This window comes from Paracoccus marinus (assembly GCF_007018965.1).
Taxonomy (GTDB): Bacteria; Pseudomonadota; Alphaproteobacteria; order Rhodobacterales; family Rhodobacteraceae; genus Paracoccus; species Paracoccus marinus.
The window spans coordinates 36071-63019 of sequence record NZ_VJYZ01000025.1; the positions used below are offsets into that span (position 1 = coordinate 36071).

Annotated in this window: 23 protein-coding genes and 1 pseudogene; 19 read left to right on the forward strand and 5 right to left on the reverse strand. The window is 68.0% G+C overall.

What is annotated here, in order from left to right:
- The first annotated feature begins 20 nt into the window (after positions 1–20).
- From glpD to FNF32_RS15465, 13 genes are all read left to right on the forward strand, one after another.
- Positions 21–1571, forward strand: a complete 1551-nt coding sequence (glpD, locus tag FNF32_RS11690) for a glycerol-3-phosphate dehydrogenase (protein ID WP_131673835.1) — start codon at positions 21–23, stop codon at positions 1569–1571.
- Positions 1568–2689: an ABC transporter ATP-binding protein gene (locus FNF32_RS11695; protein WP_131673834.1), complete on the forward strand. Its 1122-nt coding sequence runs from the start codon at positions 1568–1570 to the stop codon at positions 2687–2689. Before glpD ends, FNF32_RS11695 begins: the two co-directional genes overlap by 4 nt.
- A gap of 18 nt (positions 2690–2707) precedes the next feature.
- Positions 2708–3793, forward strand: coding sequence for an ABC transporter ATP-binding protein (locus tag FNF32_RS11700; RefSeq protein WP_131673833.1), 1086 nt, complete (start codon positions 2708–2710; stop codon positions 3791–3793).
- Entirely contained in the window at positions 3793–4659 is an 867-nt protein-coding gene (locus tag FNF32_RS11705; RefSeq protein WP_131673832.1) for a carbohydrate ABC transporter permease, read from the forward strand. Before FNF32_RS11700 ends, FNF32_RS11705 begins: the two co-directional genes overlap by 1 nt.
- The gene (locus FNF32_RS11710) at positions 4659–5480 is read left to right on the forward strand and encodes a carbohydrate ABC transporter permease (RefSeq protein WP_131673831.1); all 822 of its coding nucleotides are present in this window, start codon (positions 4659–4661) and stop codon (positions 5478–5480) included. The genes FNF32_RS11705 and FNF32_RS11710 overlap by 1 nt, the downstream gene beginning before the upstream one ends.
- Positions 5480–5890 carry a DUF6463 family protein gene (locus FNF32_RS11715; protein ID WP_131673830.1) on the forward strand — a complete coding sequence of 137 codons (411 nt, stop codon included), beginning with the start codon at positions 5480–5482 and terminating at the stop codon, positions 5888–5890. Before FNF32_RS11710 ends, FNF32_RS11715 begins: the two co-directional genes overlap by 1 nt.
- Positions 5887–6309, forward strand: a complete 423-nt coding sequence (locus FNF32_RS11720; RefSeq protein WP_246087806.1) for a DUF2160 domain-containing protein — start codon at positions 5887–5889, stop codon at positions 6307–6309. Before FNF32_RS11715 ends, FNF32_RS11720 begins: the two co-directional genes overlap by 4 nt.
- A gap of 35 nt (positions 6310–6344) precedes the next feature.
- The gene (locus FNF32_RS11725; protein ID WP_131673829.1) at positions 6345–8072 is read left to right on the forward strand and encodes an ABC transporter substrate-binding protein; all 1728 of its coding nucleotides are present in this window, start codon (positions 6345–6347) and stop codon (positions 8070–8072) included.
- Positions 8073–8145: 73 nt separating this feature from the next.
- Positions 8146–9654 (forward strand): glycerol kinase GlpK, encoded by a 1509-nt coding sequence (gene glpK / locus FNF32_RS11730; protein WP_131673828.1) that lies wholly within the window; start codon positions 8146–8148, stop codon positions 9652–9654.
- Positions 9655–9890: 236 nt separating this feature from the next.
- Positions 9891–11060: a hypothetical protein gene (locus FNF32_RS11735; RefSeq protein ID WP_131673827.1), complete on the forward strand. Its 1170-nt coding sequence runs from the start codon at positions 9891–9893 to the stop codon at positions 11058–11060.
- Between the two features lie 144 nt (positions 11061–11204).
- Positions 11205–13364 carry an esterase-like activity of phytase family protein gene (locus FNF32_RS11740; protein WP_131673826.1) on the forward strand — a complete coding sequence of 720 codons (2160 nt, stop codon included), beginning with the start codon at positions 11205–11207 and terminating at the stop codon, positions 13362–13364.
- A 95-nt stretch (positions 13365–13459) separates the two neighbouring features.
- Positions 13460–14080 (forward strand): YdeI/OmpD-associated family protein, encoded by a 621-nt coding sequence (locus tag FNF32_RS11745; RefSeq protein WP_131673825.1) that lies wholly within the window; start codon positions 13460–13462, stop codon positions 14078–14080.
- 185 nt (positions 14081–14265) lie between these two features.
- On the forward strand, positions 14266–14628 hold the full coding sequence (locus FNF32_RS15465; protein ID WP_221930715.1) for a transposase: 363 nt from the start codon (positions 14266–14268) through the stop codon (positions 14626–14628).
- A 32-nt stretch (positions 14629–14660) separates the two neighbouring features.
- Here the strand turns inward: FNF32_RS15465 and FNF32_RS15470 are convergent, their stop codons facing one another.
- On the reverse strand, positions 14661–14888 hold the full coding sequence (locus tag FNF32_RS15470) for a hypothetical protein (protein WP_221930716.1): 228 nt from the start codon (positions 14886–14888) through the stop codon (positions 14661–14663).
- Positions 14889–15103: 215 nt separating this feature from the next.
- Between FNF32_RS15470 and FNF32_RS15475 the strand changes: the two genes are divergently transcribed.
- Positions 15104–15436 carry a hypothetical protein gene (locus FNF32_RS15475; RefSeq protein ID WP_221930717.1) on the forward strand — a complete coding sequence of 111 codons (333 nt, stop codon included), beginning with the start codon at positions 15104–15106 and terminating at the stop codon, positions 15434–15436.
- Positions 15437–15709: 273 nt separating this feature from the next.
- On the opposite strand, the pseudogene FNF32_RS11765 reads toward FNF32_RS15475, so the two are convergent.
- Positions 15710–15949: pseudogene (locus FNF32_RS11765) on the reverse strand (transposase); the annotation flags it as partial.
- Between the two features lie 626 nt (positions 15950–16575).
- On the opposite strand from FNF32_RS11765, the gene pstS reads away from it, so the two are divergent.
- Both pstS and FNF32_RS11775 read left to right on the forward strand, forming a co-directional pair.
- Positions 16576–17628, forward strand: a complete 1053-nt coding sequence (pstS, locus tag FNF32_RS11770) for a phosphate ABC transporter substrate-binding protein PstS (RefSeq protein WP_185961948.1) — start codon at positions 16576–16578, stop codon at positions 17626–17628.
- An 8-nt stretch (positions 17629–17636) separates the two neighbouring features.
- Positions 17637–19349 (forward strand): Na/Pi cotransporter family protein, encoded by a 1713-nt coding sequence (locus FNF32_RS11775; protein ID WP_131674843.1) that lies wholly within the window; start codon positions 17637–17639, stop codon positions 19347–19349.
- Between the two features lie 423 nt (positions 19350–19772).
- Here the strand turns inward: FNF32_RS11775 and FNF32_RS11780 are convergent, their stop codons facing one another.
- From FNF32_RS11780 to FNF32_RS11790, 3 genes are read right to left on the reverse strand one after another with little or no spacing between them, the layout of a single operon-like run.
- Entirely contained in the window at positions 19773–21152 is a 1380-nt protein-coding gene (locus FNF32_RS11780; RefSeq protein WP_131674844.1) for a Dyp-type peroxidase, read from the reverse strand.
- Positions 21152–21898, reverse strand: a complete 747-nt coding sequence (locus FNF32_RS11785) for a hypothetical protein (RefSeq protein ID WP_221930718.1) — start codon at positions 21896–21898, stop codon at positions 21152–21154. The genes FNF32_RS11780 and FNF32_RS11785 overlap by 1 nt, the downstream gene beginning before the upstream one ends.
- A gap of 39 nt (positions 21899–21937) precedes the next feature.
- Positions 21938–23029: a catalase family protein gene (locus tag FNF32_RS11790; protein ID WP_175558929.1), complete on the reverse strand. Its 1092-nt coding sequence runs from the start codon at positions 23027–23029 to the stop codon at positions 21938–21940.
- A 388-nt stretch (positions 23030–23417) separates the two neighbouring features.
- Between FNF32_RS11790 and FNF32_RS11795 the strand changes: the two genes are divergently transcribed.
- The 3 genes from FNF32_RS11795 to FNF32_RS11805 are packed head-to-tail and all read left to right on the forward strand — an operon-like array spanning position 23418 to position 26799.
- Positions 23418–24446 (forward strand): HlyD family secretion protein, encoded by a 1029-nt coding sequence (locus FNF32_RS11795; RefSeq protein WP_221930719.1) that lies wholly within the window; start codon positions 23418–23420, stop codon positions 24444–24446.
- Positions 24443–25630 carry an ABC transporter permease gene (locus FNF32_RS11800; RefSeq protein WP_131674845.1) on the forward strand — a complete coding sequence of 396 codons (1188 nt, stop codon included), beginning with the start codon at positions 24443–24445 and terminating at the stop codon, positions 25628–25630. The genes FNF32_RS11795 and FNF32_RS11800 overlap by 4 nt, the downstream gene beginning before the upstream one ends.
- On the forward strand, positions 25627–26799 hold the full coding sequence (locus FNF32_RS11805; protein ID WP_131674846.1) for an ABC transporter permease: 1173 nt from the start codon (positions 25627–25629) through the stop codon (positions 26797–26799). Before FNF32_RS11800 ends, FNF32_RS11805 begins: the two co-directional genes overlap by 4 nt.
- Positions 26800–26949: the final 150 nt, after the last annotated feature.

The window sequence follows — 26949 nt, forward strand, 5'->3', positions numbered from 1 at the left end:
AGCGGAGACATCGGTCGGCCATGCCTGCGACGACGGACCTGTTCATCATCGGCGGCGGCATCAACGGCACGGGCATCGCCCGCGATGCCGCGGGGCGCGGCCGGTCGGTCCGGCTGGCCGAGCAGGGCGATCTTGCGGGCGCGACCAGCAGCGCCTCGACGAAGCTCTTTCACGGCGGGCTGCGCTATCTGGAGTTCATGGAACTGCGCCTTGTCCGCGAGGCGCTGCGCGAGCGCGAGGTCCTGCTGCGCGCCATGCCCCATATCGCCTGGCCGATGCGCTTCGTCCTGCCGCTGGACCCGCTGATGCGGTTCGAAAAGGCGACGCCGGTCTCGCGCCTGATGTCCACGCTGATGCCGTGGTCGCGCGGCCGGCGGCCCAACGCCATGATCCGGGCGGGGCTGTTCCTTTACGACAACCTTGGCGCGCGGAAGATCCTGCCGGGGACCAGGGCGCTCGACCTGCGCGGCACCCCCGAAGGCGCGCCGCTGCAGGACCGGCTGACCCGCGCCTACGAATATTCGGACTGCTGGGTCGATGACGCGCGGCTGGTGGTGCTGAACGCGCGCGACGCCGCCGCGAACGGCGCCGACATCATCGTGGGGGCCGCCGTGACCGACGCGCGGCGCGAGGGGGACGGCTGGACCGTGCGGCTGTCGGACGACCGCGTGTTCCACGCCCGCGTGCTGGTGAACGCCGCCGGTCCCTGGGTCGGGCAGGTCATCCGCGACGTGGCGCACCTGCCTTCGACCGAGCGGGTGCGGCTGGTGCGCGGCAGCCATATCGTCGTGCCGCGGCTGTTCGATCATGGAAAGTCCTACTTCCTGCAGGGCCAAGACGGGCGGATCGTCTTCGCGATCCCCTACGAGAACGCGTTCACGCTGATCGGGACCACCGACGTCGATCACCGCGGACCGGCGGGACAGGCCGTCTGCACCCCGGACGAGATCGACTATCTGTGCCGCTTCGCCTCGCAGTACTTCACCCGGCCCGTGACGCCTGCTGACGTGGTCTGGACGTTTTCGGGCGTGCGGCCGCTTTATGACGACGGCGCGTCGTCGGCGACGGCGGCCACGCGGGACTATGTGCTGTCGCTCGATGATCGCGGGGCGCCGTGCCTTCACGTCTTTGGCGGCAAGATCACCACCTACCGCCGTCTGGCCGAGGCCGCGCTGGCCAAGCTCGCCCCCCACCTGCCCCCGGGCGGGCGCGAATGGACCGCCGGGGCGGCGCTGCCGGGGGGCGATTTCGCGGTGGACGGCGCCGGGGCGCTGGCGGCCACGCTGGGGCGCGACCACCCGTTCCTGACGCCGGGCTGGGCCAACCGGCTGGTGCGCGCCTATGGCACCGAGGCGGCCGAGATGCTGGGCGGCGCGCGTTCGGCCCGCGACCTCGGCCGCGATTTCGGCGCGACGCTGACCGAGGCCGAGCTGGACTGGATGATGGCGCGCGAATGGGCCCGGTCGGCCGAGGACGCGCTGTGGCGACGCTCCAAGCTCGGGCTTCACATGACGGCCGAACAGATCGCGGCGGTCGAGGATCACATGTCCAGCAGAAGGGCTGCCGCATGACGCTGGAACTTCAGGGCGTGACGAAGGACGTGGCGGGCCAGACCTGGATCCACCCGACCGACCTGACGCTCGCGCCCGGCAGCATGAACGTCCTCCTTGGGCCGACGCTTGCGGGCAAGACCTCGCTGATGCGGCTGATGGCCGGGCTGGACCGCCCCACGGCGGGCCGGGTCCTGTGGCAAGGCCGCGACGTGACCGGCCAGCGGGTGCAGGACCGCAAGGTGGCCATGGTCTATCAGCAGTTCATCAACTACCCGTCGATGACGGTTTACGACAACATCGCCTCGCCCCTGCGGCTGCAGCGGGTGCCGCGCGCGCAGATCGACGCGCGGGTGCGCCGCACGGCCGAGATGATGCGGCTGACGCCGCTTCTGCATCGCCGGCCGCTGGAACTGTCGGGCGGCCAGCAGCAGCGCACGGCGCTGGCCCGCGCGCTGGTCAAGGACGCGGGCCTGGTCCTGCTGGACGAGCCGCTTGCGAACCTCGACTACAAGCTGCGCGAGGAACTGCGGGCAGAAATCCCCCGCATCTTCGCGGCGTCTGGCGCGATCTTCGTCTATGCGACCACCGAACCAGACGAGGCGCTGCTGCTCGGCGGCAATACCGCGACGTTGTGGGAAGGCCGGGTGACGCAATTCGGGCCCACGCCCGAGGTCTATCGCACCCCCCGCGACGCGACCACCGCACGGGTCTTCAGCGATCCGCCGATGAACTTCGCGATGGTGCCGGTGCGGAACGGGACGGGGTCGCTGGCCGGGCAGACCTGGCCCGCGGGCGACCTGCCCGACGGCGATTACCGCGCGGGTTTCCGCGCCCCCCACCTGTCGATCGACCAGACGCCCGGCACGATCCCATTGCAGGTCGAGGTGGACGGGACCGAGATCACGGGGGCGGAAACCTATGTCCACGTCATCCACGACGCCACCCGCTGGGTTGCGCTGGTGCCGGGGGTGCGGCGGCTGGAACGGGGCACGGCCCTGACGCTGTGGCTCGATCCCGCGCATGTCTTCCTGTTCGCGGACGGCGGCCGGCTTGCCCGCGCCGCACCCTATGCCGCGGCGGCCGCCACGGCGGCTGTCAGCGCGGCGGCCACGGCTGCGGACACGGCAGCGGCCTGAGCGGGACGGGACAAGCACATGGCACGCATCACCCTTGACGACCTCGCCCACAGCTACGACCGCCACCCGCGCGGTGACGCGGATTACGCGCTGAAGCCGATGACGCTGACGTGGCGCGACGGCGGCGCCTACGCGCTTCTGGGCAGTTCCGGCTGCGGCAAGACCACGCTTCTCAACATCATCTCGGGCCTCGTGCGGCCGTCGCGCGGCCGGGTGCTGTTCGGCGACCGGGACGTGACCAACCTGCCCACGGCGGCCCGCGACATCGCGCAGGTGTTCCAGTTCCCGGTCGTCTACGACACCATGACAGTGCGCCAGAACCTCGCCTTTCCGCTGAAGAACCGGGGCGTCCCCGAGGCCGAGATCGCCCGCCGCGTCGCCGGCGTCGCGGCCATGATCGGGATGGAGGAGACCCTGGACCGTCGCGCGCGGGGGCTGACGGCCGACGCCAAGCAGAAGATCAGCCTGGGGCGCGGGATGGTGCGCCACGACGTGAACGCGATCCTCTTCGACGAGCCGCTGACGGTGATCGACCCGCACATGAAGTGGGAACTGCGCACGCAGCTGAAATCGCTTCACCGCGAGTTCGGGCACACGATGATCTACGTCACCCACGACCAAACCGAGGCGCTGACCTTCGCCGACGAGGTCGTCGTCATGTCCGAGGGGCGGGTGGTGCAGGCGGGCACGCCGCAATCGCTGTTCGATCGCCCCGAACACACCTTCGTCGGCTACTTCATCGGCTCGCCCGGCATGAACCTGCTGGACGCGCAGGTCGACGGCGCGACCGCGCGCGTGGCGGGTGCGGCCGTGCCGCTCGCCGCGCCTTACCGGCTGAACGCGGGCCGGGTGCAGATCGGCATCCGCCCCGACGCGGCGCGCCTGTCCGGCGGCGGCGACGGCATCCCGTTCCGGCTTGAGCGGGTCGAGGACGTGGGCCACCATCGCATCCTGCGCGGGCGCGTGGGCGATCAGCCGTTCAACGTGGTTCAGGGCGAGGGCGCGCCGATTCCGGCGGACGCGGACCGGGTCACGCTGGATCCGGCGCGGATCGGGGTGTTCGTCGACGACTGGCGGGTCGAGCCGCAGGAAAGGGCCGCCTGATGGAAAAACCCGTCAACAACCGCGCATGGTTCCTGGTGCTGCCGGTCCTTGTGCTGGTCGCCTTTTCCGCCGTGATCCCGCTGATGACGGTCGTCAACTACTCGGTGCAGGACACGTTCGGGAACAACGAGTTCTTCTGGAACGGCATCGGCTGGTTCAAGGACGTGCTGGAAAGCGACCGCGTCCACGCGGCGCTGGGGCGGCAGCTGCTGTTCTCGGGCATCATCCTGGCGATCGAGATCCCGCTGGGCATCTTCATCGCGCTGAACATGCCCAAGCGCGGCTTCTGGGCCAGCCTGTGCCTCGTCCTGATGGCGCTGCCGCTGCTGATCCCGTGGAACGTGGTCGGCACGATCTGGCAGGTGTTCGGGCGGGTGGACATCGGCCTTCTCGGCCACACGCTCGCGGCGCTCGGGTTCGACTACAACTACGTCAACGACCCGATCGACGCCTGGGCCACGATCATCGTCATGGACGTGTGGCACTGGACCAGCCTTGTCGCGCTGCTGTGCTACGCCGGCCTGCAATCCATTCCCGACGCCTACTACCAGGCCGCGCGGATCGACCAGGCGAGCCGCTGGGGCGTGTTCCGCTTCATCGAGTTGCCGAAGATGTCGGGCGTCCTGCTGATCGCGGTGCTGCTGCGCTTCATGGACAGCTTCATGATCTATACCGAGCCGTTCGTCGTCACCGGCGGCGGCCCCGGCAACGCCACCACCTTCCTGTCGATCGACCTCGTGAAGATGGCGATCGGGCAGTTCGACCTTGGTCCGGCGGCGGCGTTCAGCCTGATCTACTTCCTCGTGATCCTGCTGATCTCGTGGGTGTTCTACACCGTGATGACCGCCCAGCGAGAGGTGCCGTGATGGCAGTTGCGCGCGAGGACCGGCGCTGGGGCTCGGCGGTCGTGATGACGATCTACCTGATGTTCCTGCTGCTGCCGATCTACTGGCTAGTGAACATGAGCTTCAAGACCAACGCCGAGATCACGGGCGCCTTCAGCCTGTGGCCGACCGATCCGACGCTGCGGAACTACCGCGTGATCCTGACCGACCCCAGCTGGTACATGGGCTACGTCAACAGCCTGACCTATGTGGTGATGAACACCGCCATCTCGCTGGCGGTAGCGCTGCCCGCGGCCTATGCCTTCAGCCGCTACCGCTTCCTCGGCGACCGGCACCTGTTCTTCTGGCTCCTGTCGAACCGGATGGCCCCGCCCGCCGTCTTCGCGCTGCCGTTCTTCCAGCTTTATTCGGCGGTCGGGCTGTTCGACACCCACATCGCGGTCGCGCTGGCGCATTGCCTGTTCAACGTGCCGCTGGCGGTATGGATCCTGGAAGGGTTCATGTCTGGCGTCCCGCGCGAGATCGACGAGACAGCCTATATCGACGGCTATTCCTTCCCCGAGTTCTTCGTACGCATCTTCACCCCCCTGATCGCCAGCGGGATCGGCGTCGCCGCGTTCTTCTGCTTCATGTTCAGCTGGGTCGAACTGCTGCTCAGCCGCACGCTGACCAGCGTGAACGCCAAGCCCATCGCGGCCACCATGACCCGCACGGTCAGCGCGTCCGGTCTGGACTGGGGCGTCCTCGCGGCGGCGGGGGTGCTGACGATCGTGCCGGGCGCGCTCGTGATCTGGTTCGTGCGCAACTACATCGCCAAGGGCTTCGCCCTGGGGAGGGTGTGATGGCGCGCCGCGTCCGGGCCGGGCTGGCCGGAACGCTGCTGGTGGCGATCGGCGTGTTCCACGAGGTCGCGGGGCTGTTCCTGTTCCGCGCCGAACTGGCGGAAATCGCGCGCGCGGGCGTTATCGACAGCGTGATGCCATCGCTCGACCCGGCCCTGCGACCGCGGCAGGCGGCGTTCTGGTTCATGGTGTCGGGCCCGGTCCTGATGATGCTCGGGGCGCTCGCCCGCTGGACCGAGCTGCGCGTGGGCCACCTGCCCGGCTGGCTCGGCTGGTCGGTGCTGGCGCTCGCCGTTGCGGGGGTCGCCCTGTTCACCCTGTCGGGGTTCTGGCTGATCTTCGTGCCCGCCATCCTGATGATCCGCAACGCCCGCGCCTGCGAACTGCACGACCCGAGGACCGCGCCATGACCATCTCTGCCGCCAGACGGCCGTCGCCGGCCGTGAACCTGGGCTTCGCCGTTGCGGCGGGGCTGATGCTGGGCGCGCTTGCCTGGCTGGTGATGCTGGTCCCGGCCGAGGACGGCGTGCGCGAATGGACCGGCGCGCTGAACCCCGGCGGGTGGATGGCGTGGACCTTTCCGACTGCGCTGTTCTTCTGGGTCATCGCGGCCCTGCTGCTGGCGTTTACCTGGCTCGCCATCCGCTTCCCCGAGACGCCGCGCCGCGGCATCCTGGGCATCGCCACGACCCGGGGCGACCGGCTGTTCGTCAGCCTGCTCGGCTCGGCCTTCGTCAATCTTGCCTGGCAGGGGTTTGGAGGAGCCCCGGGCTGGGTGGGACTGGTCCTGTCACTGATCTACGCCGCGGCGGTCTTTCGCTGGGTGTGAAAACCGGGCCGAACGGCCCATTGGGGAGGAACGACATGAAACTGCACCTGACGACCGCCATCGCGCTTGCGCTGATGGCCACCGGGGCGCCGAACCTGGCGCTGGCCGGGATGGAAGAAGCCAAGACCTTCCTCGACAGCGAGATCGGCGATCTTTCCACGCTGGACCGCGCCGGCCAGGAAGCCGAGATGCAGTGGTTCATCGACGCGGCCCAGCCCTTCGCGGGGATGGAGATCAAGGTCGTGTCGGAAACGATCACCACCCACGAATACGAATCCAAGGTGCTGGCGCCCGCGTTCACCGCGATCACCGGGATCAAGGTCACCCACGACCTGATCGGCGAAGGCGACGTGGTGGAAAAGCTGCAGACGCAGATGCAGTCGGGCGAGAACATCTACGACGCCTATGTCAACGACAGCGACCTGATCGGCACCCACTGGCGCTATCAGCAGGCGCGCAACCTGACCGACTGGATGGCGAACGGCGGCAAGGACGTGACCTCGCCCACGCTCGACATCGACGACTTCATCGGCAAGTCGTTCACCACAGCGCCGGACAAGAACCTGTACCAGCTGCCCGACCAGCAGTTCGCGAACCTTTACTGGTTCCGCTACGACTGGTTCAACGACGAGCAGAACAAGGCCGACTTCAAGGCCAAGTACGGCTACGACCTGGGCGTTCCGGTCACCTGGTCGGCCTATGAGGACATCGCCGAGTTCTTCACCGGCCGCGAGATCGACGGCAAGAAAGTCTATGGCCACATGGACTACGGCAAGAAGGACCCCTCGCTCGGGTGGCGCTTCACCGATGCGTGGCTGTCGATGGCCGGGAACGGCGACAAGGGCATCCCGAACGGCCTGCCGGTGGACGAATGGGGCATCCGCGTCGACGAAAACAGCCGCCCTGTCGGCAGCTGCGTGGCGCGCGGCGGCGACACCAACGGCCCGGCCTCGGTCTATGCGATCCAGAAATACCTCGACTGGATGAAGGCCTATGCCCCGCCGGCGGCGCAGGGCATGACCTTCAGCGAAAGCGGCCCCGTCCCGAGCCAGGGCGAGGTCGCCCAGCAGATGTTCACCTACACCGCCTTCACCGCCGACTTCGTCAAGGAAGGGCTGCCGGTCGTGAACGAGGACGGGACGCCGAAATGGCGCTTCGCCCCCTCGCCCCACGGTGCCTACTGGCAGGACGGGATGAAGCTCGGCTACCAGGACGCGGGCGCGTGGACGCTGCTGAAATCCACGCCCGACGACAACGCCAAGGCCGCATGGCTCTACGCGCAGTTCGTGACGTCCAAGACGGTGGACGTGAAGAAAAGCCACGTCGGGCTGACCTTCATCCGCGAATCGACGATCCAGGACGAAAGCTTCACCGAACGCGCCCCGAAGCTGGGCGGTCTGGTCGAGTTCTATCGCTCGCCCGCCCGCCTGAACTGGTCGCCGACCGGCACCAACGTTCCGGACTATCCCAAGCTCGCGCAGCTCTGGTGGCAGGCGATCGGCGACGCGGCATCTGGCGCCAAGACCGCGCAGGAGGCGATGGACAGCCTGTGCGCCGAGCAGGAAAAGGTGCTGGAGCGTCTGGAACGCGCCGGCGTCCAGGGCGACATCGGCCCCAAGATGGCCGACGAGCACGACCTTGCGTGGTGGAACAACTACGCCAAGGAAAACGGCAGCATCGCGCCGCAGATGAAGCTCGACAACGAGGATCCGCAGCCTGAAACCATCAGCTACGACGAGCTGGTGAAAAGCTGGCAGAACTGATCCGCTTGCAGACCACGGGGGCCCGCGCGCCGGGCCCCCTTTTCATTCGCGAACGGCACGACGGAGAACGCGCTTGGCCATCCTTGCCATCGACCAGGGCACGACCTCGTCCCGCGCCGTGATCTTCGCGGACGACCTGACCCCCCGCGCCAGCGCGCAGCAGGAGTTTCCGCAGCATTTCCCCCGCTCGGGCTGGGTCGAGCACGATCCCGAAGACCTGTGGGCCACGACCGCGGCGACCGCCCGCGCGGCCATCGAAAAGGCGGGCAACCCCGCGCTCGCCGCGATCGGCATCACCAACCAGCGCGAGACGACGGTCGTGTGGGACCGCCGCACCGGCCGCGCGATCCACAACGCGATCGTCTGGCAGGACCGGCGCACGGCTGACCTGTGCGGGCGGCTGAAGGAACAGGGCCACGAGTCTGCGGTGAGCGAGGCGACGGGCCTGCTGCTCGATCCCTATTTCAGCGCGACAAAGGTGGCGTGGATACTCGACCACGTGGACGGCGCCCGCGCGGCGGCCGACGCCGGGCACCTTGCGTTCGGGACCGTCGACAGCTTCCTGACCTGGCGGCTGACGGGCGGGCGGGCGCATGTGACCGACGCCACCAACGCCTCGCGCACCATGCTTTACGACATCCGGCGCGGCGACTGGTCGGACGATCTGTGCGCGCTTTTCGACGTGCCCCGTGCGATGCTGCCCGAGGTGCGCGACAGCGCGGCCGAGTTCGGGATGAGCCGCGCCGACCTGTTCGGGCGCGAGATCCCGATCCTGGGGATCGCGGGCGACCAGCAGGCGGCGACGGTCGGTCAGGCGTGCTTTTCGCCCGGCATGATAAAGGCCACCTACGGCACCGGCTGCTTCGCGCTTCTCAACACCGGCGACACCGCCGTCCGGTCGCAGAACCGGCTGCTCACCACCATCGCCTATCAGCTGGACGGCAAGCCGACCTATGCGCTGGAGGGGTCGATCTTCGTCGCGGGCGCGGTCGTCCAGTGGCTGCGCGACGGTCTGGGCCTGATCCGCGAGGCGTCCGAGACGGCGGCGCTCGCCGCCCGCGCCGACCGCGCGCAGCAGGTCATCATGGTCCCCGCCTTTACCGGCCTTGGCGCGCCCTGGTGGGTGCCGCAGGCGCGCGGCGCGATCTTTGGCCTGACGCGCGGCACGGGACCGGCCGAACTGGCGCTTGCGGCGCTGGAAAGCGTGGCGTTCCAGACCCGCGACCTGACGCTTGCCATGCAGCGCGACTGGCCGTCGCTGGGCGATTCCGTGCTGCGCGTGGACGGCGGGATGACGGCGTCCGATCCCGCCATGCAGGCGCTTGCCGACGTGATCGGCGCGCCGGTGGACCGCCCCGTGGACCGCGAGACGACCGTGCGCGGCGCGGCCTGGCTTGCCGCATGGAAGGCGGGGCTCTGCGCGGGCCCGGATGCGGACGGAACGGACCCGGACGGAACCGACGCGCGCTGGCAGCGCGACGCCCGGTTCGAGCCTGCGATGGACAGCGCCACGCGCGAGGCGCGGCACGCCCGCTGGACCCGCGCGGTCAGGGCCGTGATCGCCATGCACGACGGCGACTGAGCCGCCCTGCCCCGCGCGGCGCAGGTTGCCGCCGCGGCCGATGACAACCGGAAGTTGCAGATTTGCGACGATCCGCCAACATCGCGGGGCGACTGGCGCAAACGTGCCGACGCGAAAGTTCTGTCATGAACAATGGAACCTCAAGCTGCTAGGCATCCGTCGCTCGCAGCCGAAGGCGGCTGCCCCGGACCGGCCGACCGCGCCGTCTGCAAGAAATCACACGAACGAGGGACTGCATGCCAACGAACCAGAACGACGTCATCAGGGGGCCCTACCGCGCCGCCGTGGACGCCCTTGCAGGGGACGACCTGCTTTACTGGACCCACACGTCGGGGAACGCCACACTGCGCGGGGGCAGCACCGGCGAACACTACGACACCAACCCCTACAACGCCGGCAACCCGGGCGGCGACCGGCTGTACCTGACCGGCACGCAGGGCATGAACGTCAAGCTGCTGACGACCGAAAGCGGCACCGCGACTGTCGCCGGTCGCACTCTTTCCTTCAGCGGGATCGAGCGGGTGCACGGGTCGGACGGCAACGACACGATCTCGGCCGCCGGCGCCAAGCTTGCGGCCGCCCATGACGGCACGCCCACGCACGGCGTGTCGTTCTACGGCGGCGGCGGCCACGACGTGCTCACCGGGTCGGCCTATGCCGACGTGCTGGACGGCGGCACCGGCAACGACACCATCCGCGCCGGCTCGGGCGACGACTTCGTCCAGTCCAGCACCGGCAACGACCTCATCTACGGCGACGCCGGGAACGAGAACATCCGCTGGGGGCTCGGCAACAACGTGGCCGCCGGCAACGACACCATCTACGGCGGCGAGACCGGCGAAGGCATCGGCGACCTCATCAACATCTGGGGCGTGAACGGCGACTTTCGCACCGGGGTCCGGGTCGGGTTCGACACCGCCGAAAGCGGACACGCCACCTCGACCATGGGCGGCGTCACCAGCACGCTCCGCTTCTACGAGTTCGAGAACGCCTGGTCGCACGAGGGCAACGACTTCGTGTCGGCCGCCAGCGCCAACGTCGCGCTGAACGCGCGCGGCATCCACTTCAACACCCGCTGGGGCAACGACGTGCTGATGGGGTCGAACGGCAGCGACACGCTGGAAGGCGGCGCGGGCAGCGACACCATTACCGGCGGGCGCGGCAACGACCTGATCTCAGCCAACGCGGATTACTACAACATGCGCGCGCCGGGCGACGACGTGCGCGACACGCTGGTGTTCGCGCGCGGCGACGGCGCCGACACGGTGCTGGGCTTCGACACTGGCATCGACGTGCTGCAACTGGGCGGTCGCAGCTATCACGCGACCGAGGTTGCGGGCGGCACGCTTCTGGACCTTGGCGGCGGCGACCGCATCCTGCTGAGCGACGTGTTCGACTTCATCTGAGCCGAACCTTCGTGGCGCGGGCGGATCGCCTGCCCGCGCCACATCTCTGCGATCATCGTTGTTACGCAACGGTCGCAATTTCTTCACGGCACCTTCGCAGCAGACGCGGACAACGCTTCCGTCCGTCCCCCGCGAGGTAATCCGATGAAACTGCCCCTCTCCCTTTGCTCCGTCCTGGCGCTCGTCGCCGCGACGCCCGCGCTTGCCGACCCGGTGTTCAACCGCGTCGCATCGTTCCCCACGACCGCCAACATGGCCGAGGGCGAGGACAACGCGCGCGAGACCTCGGCCGAGATCATGACCGCGACGGAAGACGGCAACACGCTGATCTATTCGGACAGCCCCCTGGGCGTGATCGGCCGCATCGACATCACCGATCCCGCCGCGCCCAAACCGCTCGGCAACATCGCCATGGACGGTGAGCCGACCACGACCGTTGTCATCGGCAACACCGCCTTCGTGGGCGTGAACACGTCGGAATCGTTCACCGCGCCGTCGGGCGCGCTGCGCACCGTGGACCTTGCCTCGGGCACCGTGGCCGAAAGCTGCGACCTTGGCGGGCAGCCGGATTCGGTTGCCCGGAACGCGGACGGATCGATGCTGGCCGTCGCGATCGAAAACGAGCGCGACGAGGACGTGAACGACGGCGACCTGCCGCAGATGCCGGCGGGCTATGTCGTGACCGTCCCGGTCAAGGACGGGCGCGCCGACTGCGCCGGGCTGACCAAGGTCGACCTGACCGGCATCGCCGAGGTCGCGGGCGACGATCCAGAACCCGAATACGTGGCGTTCAACGACGCCGGCGAGATCGTCGTCACGCTTCAGGAAAACAACCACATCGCGATCATCGGCACCGACGGCAAGGTCGCCTCGTCCTTCAGCGCGGGCGCTATCGACCTGGACGGGATCGACACCGAGGATGACGGCCGGTTCGACTTTACCGGCACCCAGCCGGGCCGCCTGCGCGAACCGGACGCTGTCGCGTGGATCGACGCCGACCATTTCGTCACCGCCAACGAAGGCGACTGGAAGGGCGGCAGCCGCAGCTTCACCGTCTGGAACAAGGACGGCACCGTCGCCTACGAGGATGCGGGCCAGTTCGAAAAGGCGATCGTCGCGGTTGGCCACTATCCCGAAGGCCGCTCGGACGCCAAGGGTGCCGAGCCCGAGGCGGTGATCGTGTCGGACTGGAACGGGCAGAAGCTGATGTTCGTGGCGTCCGAACGCGCCAGCATCGTCGGCGTCTACGACGTGGCCGACCCGGCCGCGCCGAAGCTGCTGCAACTCCTCCCCTCGGGGATCGGCCCCGAGGGGCTGGTCGCGATCCCGCAGCGCGGCCTGTTCGCCACCGCGAACGAGACCGACCTGGGCGAGGATGGCGCGGCGCGCGCCCATGTGATGCTGTTTCAGGCGGGCGACGCCGCGGCCAGCTGGCCCACGATCCGCTCCGAGGGAAGCGACGGCTCCCTTGGCTGGGGCGCGCTGTCGGGCCTGACCGTCGATCCCGCGACGCCGACGCAGCTTTTCGCCGTCAGCGACAGCGCCTATGACGCGATGCCGTCGATCTATACCATCGACGCCTCGGCCACCCCGGCCCGCATCACCGCCCGCACCACTGTCACCCGCGATGGCGCGCCGGCCGAAAAGCTGGACTTGGAGGGGATCGCCGCAGACGGCGACGGCGGGTTCTGGCTCGCCTCGGAAGGCGACGCCGAGAACGAGGTGCCGCACGCCGTCCTGCACGTGGACGCATCGGGCGCGATCACGCAGGACTTCCCCCTGCCCGACACGCTCGCCGAAGGCGCGACCCGCTTCGGGTTCGAGGGCGTGGCGGTCCACGACGGCAAGCTGTGGCTCGCGGTGCAGCGCGAATGGAAGGACGATCCCAAGGGCCAGACCAAGCTTCTGCAGCTTGATCCCGCCTCGGGCGAATGGGCCGGCGTGCGCTACCCGCTGGAAAGCGGCGACGGCTGGGTCGGCCTGTCGGAAATCGCGATCCACGGCGACGACCTGTACGTCCTGGAACGCGACAACCTGATCGGCGAGGCGGCCGCGCTGAAGCAGATCACCCGCGTGGCGTTGTCCGACCTGAAGCCCGCGCCCCTAGGCGGCGACCTGCCCGTCGTCACCAAGGAAGTCGTGCGCGACCTGATCCCCGACCTGAAGGCCGCGAATGGCTATGTCATGGACAAGGTCGAGGGGATGGCGATCGCGCCGGACGGGACCGTGCATGTCGCGACCGACAACGACGGTGTGGACGACAGCTCGGGCGAGACGCTCTACTGGACCTTCAAGCTGCAGTAAGCGGCCAGCAAGGCAAAGGACGGGGGCGCAACGGATCGTTGCGCCCCTTTCGCATGCGCGCTACCCCGAAGGCGTCGCCAGCTCCGGGGGCAAGCATGATCACCGAGATCGAGGATTTCTTCGCCCATGGCTGCGGCCGATGCGCGCGGTTCGACACCGCCGACTGCTCGGCGCTGATCTGGTCCGACGGCCTGTCGCGGTTGCGGGCGATCTGCCGTGGCGCGGGCCTGACCGAGGTCGTGAAGTGGGGCCATCCCTGCTACATGCGCGGCGACCGCAACATCGCCCTGATCGGCGCGCTCAAGGGCGACTTCCGCCTGAACTTCTTTGACGCGGCGCTGCTGAACGACGCCGCCGGGCTGCTGGAGCGTCAGGGCCCGAACACCCGCCACCCCGACAGCATCCGCTTCACCTCGGCCGCGCGGGTGACCGAACTCGAAGCGGAGATCCGGGATCTGCTGGCCCAGGCGATCGGCAACGCCGCCGCCGGGCTGCGCCCCACACGCGACAAGGTCGAATTTGACCTGCCAGACGAACTCGTCGACGCGCTGGACGCCGACCCGGACCTTGCCGAGGCGTTCGCCGCGCTGACGCCGGGGCGGCAACGAAGCTACGTGATCGCGCTGTCGTCGGCGAAGACTTCCGCGACGCGCACCGCGCGGGTGGAACGGTTCCGGGCGCGTATCACGGCCGGGAAAGGCGCGACCGAGCGGTAAGTGGCGTGTGGCTTGGTAGGGGAAGGTGGCGGAGCGAACGCGACTGCGGTCGAACCTTCTCTGGGGCGAAAGTCGTTGATTTTACTATGATGCGAGCCACCGGAAAAGCATCAGCGGGGGTAAGGCACTCACGCTTGCGGCCGCGCCTTGCAGATGGAACCCTTGAAGAACGCATCCGCCGTTTGATGACCATTCCGGGGATTGGTCGTCTGACCGCGACCACCATGCTGATCGACATGCCGGAGCTTGGGCACCTCGAGGGCAAGAAGATCACCGCTCTCGCCGGACTTGCGCCCATGACGCAGCAATCTGGAAAGTGGCAGGGCAAGGAGCGGATCACCGGAGGTCGGTCATCAATTCGGCGCGCGATCTACATGCCCGCACTTGTCGCCATTCGTTTCAACCGGGACCTCCACGCCAAGTATCAGCAGCTGCTAAAGGCCGGCAAAGCGAAGAAAGTCGCCATAACGGCCATTATGCGGCGCATCATCGTCCTTGCAAACACCTTGCTGCGCGAAAGGCGAGATTGGCTGCCTGACCGCCCTTGACCAAGACGGATACTCGATCGTGCGGGGCTGGCTCACAGCGCCGGTTCGGCGGTAGCACGAAGAACCTGGTCGGCCGTGATGTCGCCGCCACGGCGCACGATGCGGAACGTTCCCTCGCGCGTGGGTGCGAAGGTCAGGCGCAGGGTGAAGATATAGCCGCCCGCGCCCGGAAGCGCCTCGAAGACGAGATCGTAGATGCCTTCGGGAACGGCCACCGGGTGGGTCTCGCACACCGAGCCCACGAGCACCGGCTCGGCCACCGTGAACGGTACTTGAACGGCCCAGAGCGCGTCAGGCGCCGGACCCTGATACGGACCTGCGTAAAGCTCGACCAGACACCCGCCATCGTGGTCGGGGATGCCGAAGGATCCCGCCGCGTCTCGACCCCGCCCACGGCCGTCACCTGCCCGAGCCCGCGCCGCATCGCCGCCTCGCGGTCGCTGCCCTCGGCCAGCGTCGCATCGACCCGCCGCCAGTGTCGCCGCTCCAGCGCCAGGACGCTTTCGAGAAGATCGGCGATTTCCTCGCCTCCTTCGCCCGCCAGCGACAGAAGCGCTTCCATCCAGGCGCGGCAGGCATCCACCATGTCCTCGTCGCCCGACATCAGGATCTCGTGCTCGCCGATCAGGTCCGGCTCCAGCGCCGCGATCCCGTCTCGCCCGGCGGCGTAGAGGCGCACGAGATCCCGCAGCGGCAGGTCGGCCGGAGCGCGGGCGCCGAAATGCGCATCGGCCGACAGGAGCCGCGTGGCATACGACATTGTCGTTCCAGGCGAAGCCCTGTGCTACATGCTCATCGCTCCAGATGAGCCCCAGCGTGGGGTGGCCCGCCGGAAACACCAGCATCTGGGCATTGTCAATCAGCGCGGAAAACGTGCGATCACATAGGCCTCCTCGATCGTCGTGAGACTGGAACTACCTGGGCGTGCCCCAGTCAGCTGCTGCGTTGCAATCTTAGGGCATGAGGGGCCTTGGAGATACGGTAGAAGTGGCTGGCGATGCGGTCATGGCAGGGCTTGCGGGGTCTGAAACGACCGATTATGGTGCCCCTCACGAGGGCTCCAAGCGATCGACTGTTTGCGATCGGCGAGCGCACCTGCCCCGCCGACCAGGCCGGCATCAATGCAGCGCCGGACCACCAGCTCGATTACCGTCCGCAGGACATTGCCCGCAGCGAAGCGACCGTGCCGGTTCTTCGATAAGCTCGACCGGTCCTGAACGCGACTTTCGAGTCCAAGCCGGCAGAACCACCGGTAAGCAAGGTTCAGATGGACCTCCTCGCACAAACGCGTCTCGGACTGGGCAACGCCCATCTCACAATATCTCGGGCCGAGGTTTTCACCGGTAACGACCGCTTGTGGCGGTGGTCCCGGTCCAGAGTCTTTGGCTGAGGCTCTCGGCGGAGTGGCCGGTTCCTTATCCACCCGACCCGAAGGTCAGAGAAGGATGCCTCTTTCGAGGACTTGCTCGTGTGCCTGATGCACGGATGGCTTCGGCCCCGAAGGACCCCGGCACTACCGGACCGACCAGAGGTCGACACCGGGTCATGTCGCAGGAGCGCGGGCCGCGATCAAGCGGGTGAGAGGCTCAAGCGCTAATTGCGGGCTCGGCATGCTGGGGACTGACAGCCAGACGCGCGGGGCAACGCGATTGATTTGACTCGGAATGAGCGTGGGCGGCACGCTACGATGACAGATCAAGGATTTACGACGGGAAAAATGCGGGTTCGAGTAGCAACTCACATATCTTCTCGAGCCGCAGCAGGCCACGCGCGCCGTGGCAACTGGTTGGCAGATACTGCCAGCTTAACACGCAAGGTTCACGTTCTCGTCACAAAGGAAGCCTAAAACGACGGCCTGAACAGCAACGGGACATCGTGATGCTTGGCTCACCTGACAATGGAATTCCCGTCGCCAAGACGCCCGAGGCTCGCAGACGCGCGATCGTCATGCCTTTGCTCATCGCGCTGGCCGTGGCGGCAGTTGCTCTGCTGCTGTGGCAGGGCGGACCGGATCAACCGCGCGGCGCCGGATCGTCGCTGGCCCAGCCGCTGATTGAGCGGGCCGCCGGTGACTGGCGCAACTTCCGCAACGCCGACAACCCGGCGCGGGTCAAGGCGACCGGCTCGGACTGGGTCGTGGACGGCTCGGCAGGGCTGGATTACCAGCCGCTCGGCTCGATGGGCGGGCTGAACCTGCTCAGGGAAGGGCGCGTCGATTTTGCGCTGGCCGACTATGGGCTGACGCCCGAGGCGCTGGCCGAGGGGCCGTTCCGGCAACTGCCGCTGGCCGCGGGCGCGGTGGCGGTGGCGGCGAACCTGAACGGCGTCACCGGCCTGACGCTGGACGCGCCGACGCTTGCCGCCATCTATCAGGGCCGCATCACGCGCTGGTCGGACCCGGCGCTGGCGGCGCTGAACCCCGGCGTTACGCTGCCCGACACGCCGATCGTCGCCGTCCATCGCGGCGACGGGTCGGGGTCGACCAACGCGCTGTCGCTGTGGCTGGCGGCCTTCAGCCCCGACTGGGCGGGCGGCCCCGGTGTCGGCCCGCAGCTGACCTGGCCCGGCGGTCAGGCCGCCGACGGCAGCCGCGGCATGATCGCGGCCTTGACCGCGACCCCCGGCGCCATCGGCTATGTCGAGGCCGGTCAAGCCCGCCGCGCCGGGCTGACCGTAGCCGCGCTGCGCAATGCCGCGGGGCAGGCGGTCCTGCCGGACGCCCCCGGCCTGCGCGCCGCGCTGTCGGCGGTCGACTGGGCGGCGCCGGCCCCCGACGCCATGGCCCGCGCCGCCGCGCCCGAGGCCTATCCGCTGACCACCGCGATCCATGCTTTCGTGCGCGCCGACCGCGACACCACGGCAGCCACCCGTACGCTGCTGGACTTCGTCATCGACCGGGGCGCTGGCGCCTCCGAGTCCCTGGGCTACCTGCCGCTGCCGGCCGATGCCTCGGGGCCGGCGCGTCAGCAGCTTTCCGGCACTCCGACCCCCAACAGCTGAGACCCACCATGGAAATCGACGTCTTCAAGGAAATCATCGTTCCAGTGGTGGGCGGCCTCGGGCTGTTCCTGCTGGGGCTCGAGTTCATGGCCAACGGCATCCAGGCCCTGTCCGTGAACAAGATGCGGGCCTTCCTCGCCCGCGCCGCCGGCACGCCAATCAAAGGCGTCATGGCGGGGACCATCATCACCGGGATCATCCAGTCGTCCACGGCGATGACCGTGATGACCGTGGGTCTGGTGAACGCGGGCGTTCTGACGTTGCGCAGCGCGATCAGCGTCATCATGGGCGCCAACGTCGGCACCACGCTGGGCAACGGGTTGATCGCCCTGCCGCTGGGGCCGCTGGGCCTGTTCTTCGGCGGGATCTTCGCGACGATCTACTGCTTCGCCAAGTCGGACAAGTGGCGCAACGTGGCGCTGGCCTGCATGGGCTTTGCGCTGATCTTCTATGGCCTGAACCTGATGACCGGCGGTCTCAAGCCGCTGCGCTCGATGCCCGAGGTCATGGACCTGATCTCGCATCTGGACGCCTCGAGCTATACCGGCGTCATCTCGTGCGCCTTGATCGCGGCGCTGGTCACGGCGCTGATCCACTCGTCCTCGGCCACCATCGGCATCGTGATGGGTCTTGGCAGCTCGGGGATCCTCGACTGGCAGACGGCCATCGCCTTTGCCATCGGCGCCGACCTCGGCACGACGATCACCAGCTGGATCGCCTCGCTGAACCTGTCCAAGAACGCCAAGCGCACCGCCTATGCGCACATTACCTTCAACTTCATTGGGGTGATCGTGGTGCTGGCGCTGTTCTATCCGGCGATCCAGGTGCTGACCTGGGTGATGGGCTTCTTTGGCGGCGATCCGGGCACGCCCACGATGATCGACGGCAAGGAGGTCTATCCGCTGGTCCCGGTCGCGATCGGCCTCTTCTCGATCTTCTTCAACATCTTCAACGTGATCATCCTGTTCCCCTTCGTGAACACGTTCGAGCGTTATCTGTCGCGCGTCGGCCGCACCGAGGATGAGGACATCGAGGATTACTCGGTCCCGCGCTTCCTTGACAAAGGCGCGCTGGCCGACTTCCGCCGGGCGCTGCCGGCGGTGCAGCAGGAGCAGCGCCGCGCCCTGGCGGGGGCGGCCCTGTTCCTGGACATCGCCCGCGGGCGTCCGGGTGCGCCCAAGGCTCCGGCCGAGCACCACGAAGCGACCGACGCCCTGTCGCGCGAGATCCGCGCCTATTCGGCGCAGCTCTTCGATGACCGCCTGTCGCGTCCGCAGAAAGACCTCGTCGCCTCGACCATCGAGGAGGTGGACTTCACCGCCGCGCTCAGCGAGTCGCTGCACCAGATCGCCCGCCGCGTCTGCCGCGAAAAGTTCAGCGACGAGGGTCAGTCCCTGCTGAACGCCGCGATGGACCGGCTGGACGCCTCGCTGACCCCGCTGGTCACGGGCGAGCATCTGTCCCCGCGGATGCCCGCCGGCCACAGCCGTCAGGCCGAGTTCGAGGACATCCGCTGGCGGATCATCGACTCGGGTCCGATCCCGGCGGGCGAAAAGGGCGCGCTGCTGGCACTGCTCGGCTCGATGGAGCGGGCCGAGGTGCTGATCGACCGCATCGCCGACGAACGGCAGTCCGTCGACCGCGGCCTGATCCACGAGGCCGCCCCGGCCCCGGCGCGGGATACCGGGATGGGGCCGGCTGGTCTGGTTCCGGCCGAGTGACACGCGCCTGACGCGGCACGGCATCCTGACGCGACCGCAGTCCGCTGCGGTCGCGTTCTTCGTTAGTCACCACAACTTGCGGCCTGAGCTGTCCCGTTGTCGCTGACGATCATTCCGGGTTTCCCGCGGCGCTCGATCCGCGCTTCGGTCAGGGTGGCACCGTCCTGGACGTGGGGGCGCAACGCTTGGAACCGGGACATTGCGACATCCCGCTCAGCCCCAGAGAAGTCCGCGAGGCTGTCCGTCGCGGGTCGGGGGTTCTCCCAGGTACTTAAATGGCTGTTATTTATCAATAAAAAGTTCGTCGAAAGGGACAACTGTCTCTCACCGCTAGAGGATCAGAAGGCGTCGAAGTTCACCGAGGCGCAGAAGGCGTTCATCCTGAAGCAGGGCGAGGCTTGCGAAGACAGGCCGGAAAGCGGATCAGGAACCGACCCACTCTCCTTTCGCGATCCATTTCAGTGCCGAGATCGAGGGCATGAACATGTATTCTCCGCCGCGCAGGCGGTTGAAAGTGGTCACGCCGTTCACGCGGCGGCGAGCGGGTTCGTCGGGGATAGTGAAGGTGCCCGGCTCTTCGTGCAGGCCCACGATCGGGTCGAGTTCTCCCCCGAGGTCGATGAAGTTGCCGCGGTTGATCCACTCCTGCTGTAGGAACTCGATCGTGTCATAGGCGCGCGCGCTGATGAAGATGAAGAAGAGCCCGCGGGCGTCCTTGCCGTCATCCGCGGCTGTGACATCGGATGTCCATTTGGGGCCGAAGGTCGAAGGGCGGCGGATGATGCGCTTGATGTTCACATCTGTCAGGATCGTCATGCTGCTGTCGCGCGGGTTCAGTCGGCGGATATGCGAAGAATAGGGGCAGAGCAGCCCCTTCGGGTCGTCCCTGAAGGTGAAATCGTTGTTGCGTTCGGGGTCGGCACCCAAGTCTTCGTCGTCGTGGTCGGGCGACAGGATCAGGGGGGCGCCGCTGCGCCAGCGGCCGACCATCTTGGCCGCGAGCAGGTGCTGAGCCTCCTCGCTCTCGGCATGTTCGCGCAGGAAGTCGTTGAAGGCGCCGACGCGGCTGTTGTACTTGCGCAGGACGACATAGGTTCCGTTGCGCCCCAGTTCCGGCGGTTGCGGCACGCCGAGAGGCTGGCCCGTCTCGCTGTTCTCGCCCAGGATGAACTCGCCCGCGGCGATGGCCGGGCCGTCGCCCGGCAGCGGGTCCACGCCGCTGCCCGCGATGTTGGGCTGGGCGATAGCATCACGGAAGCCGAAGGGATTCTCGGCATCCTCGTCCGCGCCGAACTCATGGGTGGCGACCAGCGTGACGCCGCTGGAGCGCTCAAGTTCGGCCATGGCCTTGCCCACGGCCTTGTCGCGCGCCGCCTCGTCGGCGGCGAAGATGGTCAACGCGATGTGCAGCGTGCCGGGCTTGAACGGCTCTTCCCATGTCTCCGGTGCGTTCTCGCCGAAGTCGCGCAGCATCTCGGCCCGCGCGGCCATGCCCTGGCGGAAGGGCAGCGGAAAGCTCGACAGCGACTCCTCGGGCAGGCCGAGCGCCTTCAACCCCTCGTGGCTGATTGCCACGCCGACCCAGGATTCCATCTCGTTGGTCCAGTCCTCGGCCGAGGGGACGTGCTCGGCCAGGCGGCCCAGCAGGTCGCGCCCGCCACTGGCATCGTCCACATGCAGCATCGCATGGATGCCTACATATGGCTCCGGGCGCGACCGCAGGATCAGGCCCTGGATGTCGTCAAGCTGCAGCTTGACCCGGTCGCGGCGGAAGCGTTTGCGGAGGCTGGAGAGCAGGGCCATCAGTAATCCACCCCCTCCGGCTGGGACATCTTGTCGAGGAAGGCTTTCAGCGCCTTCGGGCCGCTGTTGTCGAGGTCGGTTCCGGCCACCTCGTCCATCATCTCGTTCACGGCCTTTTCCATGCGCTGCAGGCGGCGCACGTCCACGACCGTCACCTGCGGGTTGGCGACGAACCAGCCGGCGGCGTCGATCTGGTGCTTGGCGATGAAGTCCTTGACCGACGGGTCGGCAATGCCCGGCCAACCCTCGACCGACTGGAACAGCAGGTCCATCAGTTCGGGGATCTTGGTCGCGAAATCGTTAATATAGGCGTCCCAGTCGCCGTCATAGGTGGTGGCGAACAGGATCTTTGTGTCATTGTCGAAGAAGACGAAGCGCATGTCGTGCAGCGTCGAGACGCGCTGCGCGCCATCGAAGTTGCCGTTCGTCAGGTTGAAGATGCGGCGCAGCCGCTCGGCCCCGCCGGGCTTCAGCGTGGCGAAGGCGGTCAGTTCCGACACGTTGCCCGACTGTCGCCCGGCCCGCCCGGCGGTCTGCGACGTGCCCTTCAGTTCCGGATTGTGGCGGCGGACCATGGCTTCGAGCGCGATCTTGGCCAGTTGCGGCGCATCGCTCGCGACCTCCTCGATCTTGCGCCGGATTTCGGCCAACCTGTTTTCATCCTCCAGCCGCGGGTCGGGGCCGGTCTGGACCGGGCCGGCGCTCGCGCCTTCGGGCTTGTCTTTCGTCTCGTGCTTCTGGGCCATTGCACGGCTCCTTCTGGCTTGCTGGGCCGGGCGCGGTCGTCAGTCGGGGATCTCGTCAAGCGTTGCCGGCTCATGCCGCTCGACAGCGTTGAGTTCGTGGCGACGCAGCGTCGATGCCGCGTAGGCGGCCCGCCGGATGCGGTTGATCGAACCCAGCGGCTGGTGCGCCTCGACGCACTGCCACGGGTTGAAGTGCAGCACGTCGTCGCCATAGACGCGCCGCGCGGGCGAAAAGGCGTCCTGCGCCTCGAAGGTCAGGCTCGCCAGCGACTGCTGGGGCGAGGACTCCTCCTCCCACTGCACGGCCGCATTCTCGATGGGCATCCTGTCGAGGTCAGTCGCAAGCTGGACGCGCAGCGTGTATTCGGCGCCCTGGTCGCGGAAGAAGTCCACCACCAGGTCGCGCATGGTCGAGAAGTCCACGTCCTTGATGATCCTGCCCGTCAGCGCGCGGACATTCTTGGACGCGGGCGCGAGCGAAATCTTGCCGATGTAGTCGCCGAAACGCAGCGCGCCCTGGGTGTGATAGGTTTCGCCCAGCAGATTGGCGTTGTCGCGCGCCAGCCCCTGCAGGGTTGCGCCGGGTTCGCGGCCGAAGACTTCGACGACATCCTCGGCTCCCCGAGCGGCGGCCGCGACCATGCGCTGGAAGAAGTCTGGGGCGTTTGCATTCTTTTCCAACAAACCCAGCATCTTCTTGTATTTCTGCACCGTCCCGAAAGCGAGAACGGGAAAGTTGACCATCAGGAAGTCCTGGTTCCGGCCCGGCTCCTCTCCGGCAAGGCGCGCGCCCGGGACGTCCAGGATCTTGATCGCAAAGCCACGGGGGGCGGGAACCTCGTCGCTGTGGATGTCTCCGGGCGCCGATGACAGGCGGGCGATTACGTCATAGGTGGCGGGCTCGGCAAAGATGCCCTGACGCAGATGCGCGGGCAGGTCGTCATGGACCCTCAGCCTGCCCTTCAGGAAGCCGTGGCTTTTTGCATGGGCGTCGCGGATCGCGTGGCGGTGGCGGTCGAATGCCGCCAGATTGGCCGCGCCCATCTGCGACACGATCTCGTCGGTCAGCCGCGCCTCGTCGGGTTGCAGGACCTCCAGATCCGGGGACCACCTGGCATAATCAATGTCCATTGCGACTCCGTTTGCGATCCGCTCATGATCGGATTGCGAGATCAAGGGCGGGCCTGTCACCGCTTGGCCGCCTAACGCGACATCCATTTGGAAGTTCATGTCGACGCCGCGTCACGTCCTGCCTGCTTCAAGGCCGCAGGACCTGACTTTTCCTGTTCTTGTTCTTGTTCTTGTTCTTGCCGCGATTTGCGCCAGTCCGGCCATGACCTTCCCCCGCGCGAGGCAAGCGCTGGCCGATGCCGCGACACGCCTTGAGCAGGGGGCAAGGCGCCTCTCCGGCCGCAGGGCGGCAGAGCCGGCACCTTTGCCCCGCTCCCCACGTTATGGTGGCGCGCAAGGGCGATCCCGGCCATCCATGCGGGCGCGGCAATAAACCACAAGGATCCTCATGACCTCGATCTCTTCCGACCTGCCCCCTTCGATGCCCGCCAGACCCCGATCCCGGGTGCTGCCCTATGTCGTCCTGCTGATCCTGGCGGCCCTGGTCGCGGGGCTGGTATGGTACGCCACCCGCCCCGTCGCCATGCTGGTGCAGGGCGAGGCCGAGGCGCCACGGGTCGATGTCAGCGCCCGCGTGCCCGGGCGCGTGGTCGAACTGGGCGCCGATATGGGCGACAGGGTCGAGCAGGGGACGCTGCTGGTGCGGCTGGAAAACGCGCAACTGACCACAAACCTGGGCGCCGCCCAGGCCGCGCTGGTGGTGGCGCAGCGCAATGAGACCGCCATCGGCGCCACCCGGCCCGAAATCATCCGAGCCCGCGAGGCCGAATTGGCCGCGGCCGAGGCTGACCTGCAACTGGCGCAGGAGGCTGCGACCCGCGATCAGGCGCTGGAACAGCGCGGCGTCCGCTCGCAGGCAGTAATCGAGCAGAGCGCCCGCAACCTTGCCGCGGCCGAACGCAAGGTCGAGGCCGCGCAGGCGCAGCTGGACCTGGCCCGCGCCGGCGCCAGCCCCGAGGAACGTGCCGTGGCTGCGGCCCAGGTTGATCAGGCGCGCGCCGCGATTGGGCAGGCCCAGGCCAATATCGACGAACTGAACGTCACCGCCCCGCAAGGCGGCCAGGTGACCGGCCGCATGGTTGAATTGGGCGAGAACGTGGGCGCGGGCGCGCCCCTGTTCACCATCGTCGATCTGGACGGGACCTGGTTCACCTTCAACATCCGCGAGAACCTGCTGGGTGGTCTGAAGGTGGGCGACCGGCTGCGGGTGCAGGTGCCGGCGCTGGATGCGCAGGTCGATGCGACGGTGACGCTGATCAATGCGCAGGGCGATTTCGCCAGCTGGCGGGCGACCCGCGCGACGGGTGATTTCGACCTGCGCAGCTTCGAGGTCCGCGCCGCCCCCGCCACGCCGGTTCCGGGGCTCCGCCCCGGCATGTCCGCCCTGATCCGGCCGGCGGAGGCAGAGGGGGAATGAGCGGTCTCGTCACGGCGATCCAGCGCGAGTTCCGGCTGATCCGCCGCCGCCCGGCGCTGATCGGCTTGACGATGATGCTGCCCCTGGCTCTGTGCGTCCTGTTGGCCTTTGTCTTCCGCTCCGGGGTTGCCACCAACCTGCCAGTCGCCGTGGTCGATCTGGACCGCTCCAGCCTCTCGCGGCAGGTGGTGCGAATGCTGGACGCCACCCCTGACGTCGAGGTGTCCGCCCGGGCGGACAGCCTGCCCGAGGCGCGCTCGCTGATCCTGTCGGGCCGGGCGCGCGGCGCGCTGCTGCTGCCCGCGGGCTTCGAGCGCGACGCGCTGCGCGGCGCCCGGCCCGAGGCGGTGATCTTCTACGACAACCAGCACATGAGCGCCGGGTCGGTCGTCGCCCGCGGCGCCCGCAATGCCGTCACCGCCGCTTCGGGGAGCCTCAGCGTCAGCCTGCGCGAAGCGCAAGGGGCCGGTTCGTTGCAGGCCACGGCGGCGGCCCAGCCCGTGCTGCTGCAGACGCATGCCCTGTTCAACCCCGCCCTCGACTATGTCGACTTCCTGCTGGCGGCGCTGATGCCGGCGGTGATCCAGCTGATGGCCGCCGCCGCGACCACCTATGCGGTATCGCTGGATTTCGGCCCGGGCCGCCACGCCCGCGTCCTGCCACGGCTGGCAGGCGGGTTATTGCCCGCAATGCTGGGCAAGCTGCTGCCATATACCTTCCTGTTCATGCTGATCCTCGGCATCTCTGACATCGGGCTTTACGGGTGGCTCGGGGTGCCGCTTCGCGGCTCGCTGCTGCTGATGGGGGTGGGGGCGGCGCTGTTCATCATCGCCTGCCAGCTGATCGGGGCGCTTTGCTTCCTTCTGACGCGCGATTTCGCCCGCGCGGTCAGCTTCGTGGGCGTGATCCTGGCGCCAGCGCTGGGTTACATGGGCATCGGCTTCCCGCGCGAGGCGATGCCGCCCCTGGCGCAGGCGTGGTCCGCGCTGATCCCCGGCACTTGGTATATCCAGTTGCGCATCGACCAGTCGCTGCGCGCGACCCCCATGGATCTGTCCGTCTGGCCTGTCCTTTACCTTCTGGCGATTGCCGTCGCACTGGGATTGATCGTGCTGCTGCGCCTTGACCGGATGCGATCAGCGCTTGCTCCCGCCACGGCGCGCACGGCGAGGAGGACGGCATGAAGGCGATCCTGCGCGCGCTGCGGGCCGAGCTTGCGGCGATTTTCGGCGATCCGCAGATCCTGTCGGTGATGGTGGTGTCGCTGGCGATCTATGCGCTGATCTATCCCTATCCCTACCGGCCCGAACTGCTGCGCGAGGTGCCGGTGGCGGTGGTCGATCTGGATAACTCGGCCGGCTCGCGCCAGCTTGCGCGCGACATCGACGCCAGCGAAGCGGTGGCCGTCGTTGCCCGCCCGCCGACCATGGCAGAGGCCGAGCGGCTGGTCCACGAACGCCGCGCCTATGGCATCCTGCTGGTGCCGCAAGGCTTCGAGCGCGAGTTGCTGCGCGGCCGGCAAAGCCCCATCGCCATCTATGCCGACGCGAGCTACTTCCTGATGTATCAGAAGGCGCTGACCGGCATCGCCGGACCTGCCCGCACCACCGGCGTGCAGGTGCAGGTCGCGCGCCAACTGGCCACCGGCACCAGCCGCACCGAGGCCCTGTCGGGCGCCAGCCCCATCCCAATGGTCGAAGTGCCGCTGTTCAACCCGGCCGGCGGCTATGCCACCTACATCCTGCCCGCGGCCTTCGTGCTGATCCTGCAGCAGACAATGATGATGGGCCTTGGCCTTGTCGCCACGCGCCGTGCGCCCTCGGCCGATCCGCTGCCGTGGCGGATGCTGGGCCGGGCTGGGGCGTGGCTGGGCCTCTATGCGCTGCTGCTGCCGATGTATCTGGTCGTGCTGCCTTGGGCCTATGGCCTGCCCTGGTTGGGCCATCTGCCGGCGCTGGCGATGCTGGGGGTGCCTTTCGTGCTCGCGGTCGGGTTCCTCGCGCAGGCCGTGGCCGCCGTGCTGCGGCGTGCCGAGATGGTGCAGATGGTGCTTCTGTCCTTGGGGATGCCGCTGTTCTTCCTGTCAGGCTTCTCCTGGCCCATCGAGTCGCTGCCGCCCCTGTTGCGAGCCGCCGCCCAGGCCATTCCCAGCACCGCGATGATCGAGGGCTATGTCCGCAGCGCCCAGATGGGGGCCGGACTGGCCGAACTGGCGCCCCTCATCCGCCAACTCTGGCTTCTCGCGTTTGCCTATGCCGGAATCACCCTTCTGTTGCGCTTGGGCGCAAGCGGCAAGCGGCTTTCCGCAGCCCGGCCGGAAGTTCGGTCGCGGGAGGCGGGCGACGCCTTGTGAGGGCGTGCACGGAGGCAGGCGTCAAGGGTTGGGGCACGGCCGATCCTGGCGCGGCCATGATCTCGGGACCAGCCGACGCCCAGGTCACCAGGCCCATAACTTCCATTGCAATTTGACCCATGTCACCCTTCCCCGACGCGGAGAGCGGAG